The organism is Prevotella amnii CRIS 21A-A, assembly GCF_000177355.1.
Taxonomy (GTDB): Bacteria; Bacteroidota; Bacteroidia; order Bacteroidales; family Bacteroidaceae; genus Prevotella; species Prevotella amnii.
The window spans coordinates 1-5,281 of sequence record NZ_ADFQ01000053.1; the positions used below are offsets into that span (position 1 = coordinate 1).

The 5,281-nt window shown below is 32.4% G+C and carries 4 protein-coding genes; 1 reads left to right on the top strand and 3 read right to left on the bottom strand.

Annotated features, from left to right (window positions below; all coding sequences use genetic code 11):
* Nucleotides 1–72: 72 nt before the first annotated feature.
* Together HMPREF9018_RS04875 and mtaB are read right to left on the bottom strand one after the other, a co-directional pair.
* On the bottom strand, nt 73–1,131 hold the full coding sequence (locus HMPREF9018_RS04875; protein ID WP_008448906.1) for a glycosyltransferase family 2 protein: 1,059 nt from the start codon (nt 1,129–1,131) through the stop codon (nt 73–75).
* The gene (gene mtaB / locus HMPREF9018_RS04880) at nt 1,128–2,486 is read right to left on the bottom strand and encodes a tRNA (N(6)-L-threonylcarbamoyladenosine(37)-C(2))-methylthiotransferase MtaB (protein WP_008448903.1); all 1,359 of its coding nucleotides are present in this window, start codon (nt 2,484–2,486) and stop codon (nt 1,128–1,130) included. The genes HMPREF9018_RS04875 and mtaB overlap by 4 nt, the downstream gene beginning before the upstream one ends.
* Nucleotides 2,487–2,809: 323 nt before the next feature.
* On the opposite strand from mtaB, the gene HMPREF9018_RS04885 reads away from it, so the two are divergent.
* Entirely contained in the window at nt 2,810–2,992 is a 183-nt protein-coding gene (locus HMPREF9018_RS04885) for a PG1828 family lipoprotein (protein WP_008448907.1), read from the top strand.
* A gap of 388 nt (nt 2,993–3,380) precedes the next feature.
* On the opposite strand, the gene HMPREF9018_RS04890 is transcribed toward HMPREF9018_RS04885, so the two are convergent.
* Nucleotides 3,381–5,042, bottom strand: coding sequence for an AMP-binding protein (locus HMPREF9018_RS04890; RefSeq protein WP_008448904.1), 1,662 nt, complete (start codon nt 5,040–5,042; stop codon nt 3,381–3,383).
* Between the last annotated feature and the right edge of the window lie 239 nt (nt 5,043–5,281).

Consider the following 5,281-nt stretch of genomic DNA (forward strand, 5'->3'; position numbering starts at 1 on the left):
AAAAATATAATATAGTTTTATTTATTTAAAAGTTTTTTCATTTCTCCTTCATGTAAATTGTTGTAATACTTTTTAAAGGTCGCAAAATTTTTTACATTTATCAAGATAGTATGCTTTAAGTAGGAAAATGTTAGTTCTCCCATCAGGAAGTAAGTTAGATAAAGACTTGTTATCTTGTCCTTCTAATCTGTTTTCTTTTAATGTTCTTGTTTGTTTAGTTTTTGTTCGTGTAAATTCGTTACGCCATTTTTTAAAGGCTTTACGTCCATCTATAATAGCTTTAAATTCTTTCCAATTACGTTTTAGTATAAGGGATTGAAAAGCAGCAATATAATCTAAAATTAACCGCATACGCATAACGTTTTTGAGATCTTTTTCTGGAAGGTTTTTCCATAACATTGTAAGATTATTACGAAAATTGAGAAAAGTTTTTTTAGGATTTGATTTTGGTAAAGTTCCACCCCCTAAATGATATACTATACTTTCTGGGAAACAATATAGTTTTTTGCCCATATTGTGTAACCGCCAGCAGAGATCTATCTCTTCATTATGGGCAAAGAATCTCCCATCTAATCCTCCAGCCTGCCAATAATCTTCTCTTCGTATCATCATGCATGCTCCTGTAGTCCAAAGTATTTGTTGTGCATTATCGTATTGCCCATTATCATCTTCTATAGTGTTAAATATTCTCCCTCTACAATAGGGGTATCCATATTTATCTAAGAATCCTCCACAGGCTCCAGCATATTCGAAAGAATCTTTATTAAGGTACGACAGCAGTTTAGGCTGGCAAGCTGCTATATCTTTGTAAGCGTCCATTGCTTCAAATAATGGTGTCAACCAATGGTGTGTAACTTCTACATCACTATTGAGTAATACATAATAATCAACATCTTTTATTTGTTCTAAGGCCTTATTATATCCTTCAGCAAAGCCGTAGTTTTGTTCAAGTCTGATGATTCTAATATGTGGATAGTGCTGATTAAGCCACTTTAAAGAATTGTCAGTAGAAGCATTATCTGCTATTATCACTTCGGCTTCTTCGCATGAATATTTTATCACAGATGGAAAATACTTTTTAAGCATTTCTTCTCCATTCCAGTTAAGGATTATTACTGCTATTCGTTTCATAGTATAATTTTTGCTTTAAGTGCCGTTTTATCAAAATTGAAATTCCCTAATTGAGTTTTTATTATGTTATTATCATATTCTTCTTTAGCTTCTGTAGGAGATAGTTCTACCCGGATATAGTTATCTGTAAATCCGTGCATAGATTTACCTCTTGCAGCTTTTTCAAAGAGAACATTAGCTTCTTTTCCAATGTATTTAGCATAGAAAGTTTGTGTTTTAAGATCAGATAGTTTTAAAAGGCGATTAGCCCTATGCTTCTTTTCCCTTGGATCTACAATATATGGTATAGATAAAGCACTGGTACCAGGACGTTCTGAATATGGGAAGACATGTAGTTGTGTAATAGGAAGTGAGTCTATAAAATTGTAGCTATCTTCGAAAAATTCAGGTTTTTCACCACGGCACCCAACCATGACATCTACACCAATAAAAGCATTAGGCATACGTTCCTTAATTAAAAGTATCTTATCTGCAAATAATGCACGGTCATAATGGCGGTGCATAAGTTTTAAAACTTCATCAGAACCACTTTGTAGGGGTATGTGGAAATGGGGCATAAAGTGTTCAGATGTAGCACAATATTCTATTAAGTCATCATCTATTAAGTCTGGTTCTAAAGAGCTTATACGATAACGCTCTATGCCTTTTACGTTGTCTAATGCTTTTACAAGATCTAAAAAAGACTCGTTTGTAGTTCTTCCGAAGTCTCCTATATTTACTCCTGTTAGTACAATTTCTCGTCCTCCTTCTGCCACAGCTTCTTCGGCTTGTTTTACAAGTGATTTTATAGGAGGGTTACGCGAAAAACCACGTGCATAAGGTATGGTACAATAAGTACAGAAATAGTTGCATCCGTCTTGTACCTTTAAAAAATAGCGAGTGCGATTGCCACGTGAGCAACTATCTTGGAAACTTGTAATATCTTTTGTTTTAACAGTATGATATATTTTTTTCTGTGTATTATCTATAGGAGTTTTTTCTTCTATATTATTCCATGCGTTACTGAGATATTGTATTAAGTTGGCTTTCTCATTGCTTCCTAAAACAAGATCTACACCTATTATATTGGCTATAGTTTGGCTTTCTAATTGTGCATAACAGCCAGTGACTATAACAAAAGCTCCAGGATTTTGACGAACCATTCGGTTAATAATTTGCCTACACTTATGGTCTGCAACATCTGTAACAGAACAGGTGTTTATTAAAACAATATCTGCAATCTCGTTTTTTTTAGCTTCACGCACGCCCATGTTATATAATGTGCGTGCGAAGGTACTTGTTTCAGAGAAGTTGAGTTTGCACCCTAATGTATAAAATTTGGCTGTTTTGCCTTGAAAAGCTGCTGTATCAATCATAATTGTCTGCAAAGGTAGTAGAAAAAAGTGGAGAGTACAATAATAGGTTATTTTAAAGTTATACTTTTAATCTTAATATATCGTATAGATGGAGCAAAAACAAATAGTTTGGAAAGATATTTTCAGAACAATAAATAGAAGGAAAAATGTTTAACATTTATTTAATGATTGTATATATCTAAATATCAGTGTATTATAAAAAAGTTACAGAATAGATGTAAAAAAACCATTAAAATATTTTTGGAGTATCAAAATAATATATAACTTTGCATCAGTTTTAATAAATAAATGATTGTTTTACAGAATTTAAAAAGCAAAGAAAAATGAAGAAATTAGTATTAATGTTCGTAGCTATCGCAGCTATCTCTTTCGCATCTTGTGGTGGTAATGCTAAACCAGCAGCTAATGCTGATTCTACAAAGACAGATACTACTCAGGTTGATTCTACTCAGGCTGATTCTACTGCTGCTGCTGCAGATACAACAGCTGCTGATACTGCTAAGTAATTTTAGTAGGCGAACGAAAAGGATAACCCACCAGGCCGATAGGTTTGGTGGGTTTTTGTTATGGTTAGTGTGTCTTTAAACATATAAATATATATACTATAATTATAATATTATAGTCATGTATAAAAAGGTTATAACCTGTTTAAATTTATCATATTACGTTTGAAAGTTCTTTTCTATAAATATTTGTCTATTAAAATATTGTTGATGGTTATAGATATAATCAGTGATATTTTAAATATAGGAAAGAAAGGTTATTAGTAATGTGTTTTGTGGATATAGCAGATTAATGTAAAAAAAGTAATTTAAAATAAGAAACCCTACTAATAGTCTTATTTGTAAAGACCATTAGTAAAATTAATTATATTTGTACTTCTAAAGAGTATATTTATTTATACAAGTAGCGTTTAATAGATTTCTTTGGCGTTTTTTGAAATTCTTCTTCGCGTATTTCTAATTCGGCAACTTTACAGTAAGCTGGCATTAGCGAGTTAAGTTGTACTTTGTTTTCTTCCATTTGTTTGTTGATATCTTCTTTTGTTAAGCCTAAGTTAGCAGCCTCTTCATAGTCGGGATATATTAATCCGATTAATTTTTGATCACGTTGTACTATTAAGCATTCTGAAACGAGGTAGAGGGAACTAAGAGTATCTTCTATTTCTTCAGGATATATATTCTGACCATTACTACCTAAAAGCATATTTTTAGAACGTCCACGAATAAATACATTTCCATCGGCATCCATTGTTCCTAAATCACCAGAATGGTACCAGCCATTTTTATCCAAAGTTTGTGCAGTAGCTTCTTCGTTTTTATAATAACCTAACATAACGTTAGGACCCTTTGTAAGTATTTCACCAGCTATATTTTCAGGATCAGAGCTATCTATTCTTACTTGTTGATGGTAAGCAGCTTGTCCACAAGAACCTTTTACAAAAGTTTTCCAATCACGATAACATATAATAGGTGCACATTCTGTAGCCCCATAACCTACGGTATAAGGAAAATTAATTTGGTGTAAAAAGTCTTCTACTTCTTTACTTATAGCAGCACCACCTATTATGATTTCATAAAGATTACCACCAAAGGCATTATATACTTCTTCACGTATTTTTTCTTTTACTTTCTTACTAAGCAAAGGTAGCTTTAATAAAAATTGCATTTTAGTGTTTTGTATTTTAGGGAAGACCTTTTTGCGTATGATCTTCTCAATGACAAGAGGTACTGCAATCATTATAATGGGCTTTATATCATGTAGGGCTTGAGAGATAATTGCAGGTGAAGGCATGCGAGTAAGGAAAAAGACATGTACACCTGATAGAAATTCAAAAAGAAACTCAAAAGACATACCATACATATGAGCTAAAGGTAATATACTAATAATGTTATCACCAGTTGTAACATGATTGTTCATTACATGTTTAGCAAAATCAGTATTACTCCATAAAGCACGATAAGGTAGCATTACCCCTTTAGAGTGGCCTGTTGTTCCGCTAGTATAATTAATCAAAGCTAACTCTTCAGGACTTTGTTCCTTATAATAATGTATGTGTTCTGAACGAAAATATTTAGGATACTTATTACCAAACATTTCATTAAGGTGTTCACGTGCGTAAGTGAGCTTATCTGTTCTGCTTATAACGATAGAGTAGTCAGGAATATAGATAACACCTTCTAAACTTGGCATTTGTACAGCATCGATTTGAGTTGCAACAACGTCGCCAACAAAGAGAAGTTTTGCTTCGGAATGGTTTACTATATGATGTATTTGATCTGGAGTAAACTCATGGAGAATAGGAACAGCTACTGCACCATAAGTAAGTATGGCAAGAAAAGCTGAAGCCCAAGCTGCAGAATTACGCCCACATAGAGCAATCTTATCACCTTTTTGTATGCCACTTGCTTCAAACATAATATGAAGCTTTTCTATTTTTCTTGCTACATCGTGATAGCGTAAGGTTTTTCCTTTATAATCTGTAAGAGCATCAAGATCCCAATGATCAATTATAGCCTTTTCTATTAGCTCGTTAAAACTTGGAATATTCTCCATTATAATATATGCATTAGGGTTAATTATGCAGAGTTTTACCTTATGTCAGAACAAAGCTAATTAATATTCTGAGAGGGATTTACTCTTTTGATAAAATATTTAATAAAATTATTATGCAAAATTATTGTTTTCGTGCAAAGGTAGTGTATTTTTTGCACAAAGCAAAAAAAGATGTGCAATAAAAGTGTAGAATATAATAAAAAGGAAAGATATATAGAGTTTGATAGCGAATGCTAAAT

Coding starts and splice junctions, on each gene's coding strand:
- HMPREF9018_RS04875 (WP_008448906.1), bottom strand. CDS start 1,131: ATGAAACGAATAGCAGTAATAATCCTTAACTGGAATGGAGAAGAAATG.
- mtaB (WP_008448903.1), bottom strand. CDS start 2,486: ATGATTGATACAGCAGCTTTTCAAGGCAAAACAGCCAAATTTTATACA.
- HMPREF9018_RS04890 (WP_008448904.1), bottom strand. CDS start 5,042: ATGGAGAATATTCCAAGTTTTAACGAGCTAATAGAAAAGGCTATAATT.
- HMPREF9018_RS04885 (WP_008448907.1), top strand. CDS start 2,810: ATGAAGAAATTAGTATTAATGTTCGTAGCTATCGCAGCTATCTCTTTC.